Raw genomic sequence first — 2,515 nt, 5'->3', positions numbered from 1 at the left:
CCCAAATTCATCGCTAAGTGGAAAACGATGTGGAAAGGCACAGACAGCCAGGAGGTTGGCTTAGAAGCAGCCACCCTTTAAAGAAAGCGTAATAGCTCACTGGTCGAGTCGGTCTGCGCGGAAGATTTAACGGGGCTAAGCGATGAACCGAAGCTTGGGGTGCATACTTTGTATGCGCGGTAGAGGAGCGTTCCGTAAGCCGTTGAAGGTGGATTGAGAAGTCTGCTGGAGGTATCGGAAGTGCGAATGCTGACATGAGTAACGATAATGCGGGTGAAAAGCCCGCACGCCGAAAGCCCAAGGTTTCCTTGCGCAACGTTAATCGACGCAGGGTGAGTCGGCCCCTAAGGCGAGGCAGAAATGCGTAGTCGATGGGAAGCTGGTTAATATTCCAGCACCTCGCGTAAGTGCGATGGAGGGACGGAGAAGGTTAGGTCTACCGGGCGTTGGTTGCCCCGGGGAAAGGCGGTAGGTTTGGATCTTAGGCAAATCCGGGATCCTTTAAGACCGAGCACCGAGACGAGTCCATTAGGACGAAGTGACTGATACCACGCTTCCAGGAAAAGCTCCTAAGCTTCAGCTTACGCAGACCGTACCGTAAACCGACACAGGTGGGCAGGATGAGAATTCTCAGGCGCTTGAGAGAACTCGGGTGAAGGAACTAGGCAACATGGCACCGTAACTTCGGGAGAAGGTGCACCCCTTTTGGTGGCCCATGCGGGCTATAGCTGAGAGGGGTCGCAGTGACCAGGCCGCTGCGACTGTTTATCAAAAACACAGCACTCTGCAAACACGAAAGTGGACGTATAGGGTGTGACGCCTGCCCGGTGCTGGAAGGTTAATTGATGGGGTTAGCCGCAAGGCGAAGCTCTTGATCGAAGCCCCAGTAAACGGCGGCCGTAACTATAACGGTCCTAAGGTAGCGAAATTCCTTGTCGGGTAAGTTCCGACCTGCACGAATGGCGTAACGACAGCGGCGCTGTCTCCACCCGAGACTCAGTGAAATTGAAATCGCTGTGAAGATGCAGCGTTCCCGCGGCAAGACGGAAAGACCCCGTGAACCTTTACTATAGCTTTACATTGAACGTTGAGTTCGTCTGTGTAGGATAGGTGGGAGGCTATGAAACCGAGGCGCCAGCTTCGGTGGAGCCATCCTTGAAATACCACCCTGATGTGCTTGACGTTCTAACCTGGGTCCGTAATCCGGATCGGGGACCATGTATGGTGGGTAGTTTGACTGGGGCGGTCTCCTCCCAAAGAGTAACGGAGGAGCACGAAGGTACGCTCAGCGCGGTCGGACATCGCGCACTGTGTGCAAAGGCATAAGCGTGCTTGACTGCAAGATCGACGGATCAAGCAGGTACGAAAGTAGGTCTTAGTGATCCGGTGGTTCTGTATGGAAGGGCCATCGCTCAACGGATAAAAGGTACTCCGGGGATAACAGGCTGATACCGCCCAAGAGTTCATATCGACGGCGGTGTTTGGCACCTCGATGTCGGCTCATCACATCCTGGGGCTGTAGTCGGTCCCAAGGGTATGGCTGTTCGCCATTTAAAGTGGTACGCGAGCTGGGTTCAGAACGTCGTGAGACAGTTCGGTCCCTATCTGTCGTGGGCGTTGGAGATTTGAGAGGGGCTGCTCCTAGTACGAGAGGACCGGAGTGGACGAACCTCTGGTGTTCCGGTTATCACGCCAGTGGTATTGCCGGGTAGCTATGTTCGGAAGCGATAACCGCTGAAAGCATCTAAGCGGGAAGCGCGCCTCAAGATGAGATCTCCCGGGAGCTTGACTCCCCTAAAGGAACCATCAAGACCAGGTGGTTGATAGGCAGGGTGTGTAAGTACAGCAATGTATTGAGCTAACCTGTACTAATGATCCGTGTGGCTTGACCATATAACCTCAAGTGGCCTTGGACTCGACGACACGTCGACTTCGCCAAGACCCTCGCTACGTCCCAACCCTCTGAGAGCGTGAGCGCTGTCGTATTCGGATCACTCCGTCTGCGGCCGGCGACCCTCCACCCTCTCCCTGGTGAAAATAGCTGTGTGGCACCACCCGATCCCATCCCGAACTCGGAAGTGAAACGCACATGCGCCGATGGTAGTGTGGCCTAAGCCATGCAAGAGTAGGTCATCGCCAGGGGCTTTACCCCAAACCCCCGGACCAGCAGGTCCGGGGGTTTGCTTTTTTGGGCGGCCGAAGATCAACGGCGGCCGGCGGGCTCTGATTATCAATGGCGCCGGCACGACGGGTCTGACCATCGAGGTGCAGCCGAGCGCGACGGAGTTCCCGGGAGGCGCAAACGGCTCCCGTCAGGCTGCGACCTATTCGGGGCCAGCTAAGCAGGACCGGGGGCCCGCATTCGGCACGGAGCGTGGCAGCCCGTTCGACGCTCGCTTGAGCATCCGCAGCCGGTAGTAGAGCCGGTATCTACTTGGCGAAGCGAGCTGGCCTGCGGCCCCACAGGCGCATCCGCGCCGTGTCCTGCCGCGTCTGGCGCTATGTCTTCCCATGT

At 56.7% G+C, this 2,515-nt stretch carries 2 rRNA genes; both read left to right on the top strand.

Annotated elements, in window-relative coordinates:
• Positions 1 to 1,893 (top strand): 23S ribosomal RNA (locus IE075_RS15495); the annotation flags it as partial.
• 134 nt (positions 1,894 to 2,027) lie between these two features.
• Positions 2,028 to 2,142: ribosomal RNA gene (rrf, locus tag IE075_RS15490) — 5S ribosomal RNA — on the top strand.
• Positions 2,143 to 2,515: the final 373 nt, after the last annotated feature.

Source organism: Cognatilysobacter bugurensis, from assembly GCF_014652095.1.
GTDB lineage: Bacteria > Pseudomonadota > Gammaproteobacteria > Xanthomonadales > Xanthomonadaceae > Cognatilysobacter > Cognatilysobacter bugurensis.
This window is presented reverse-complemented; position numbering and strand designations above follow the sequence as displayed.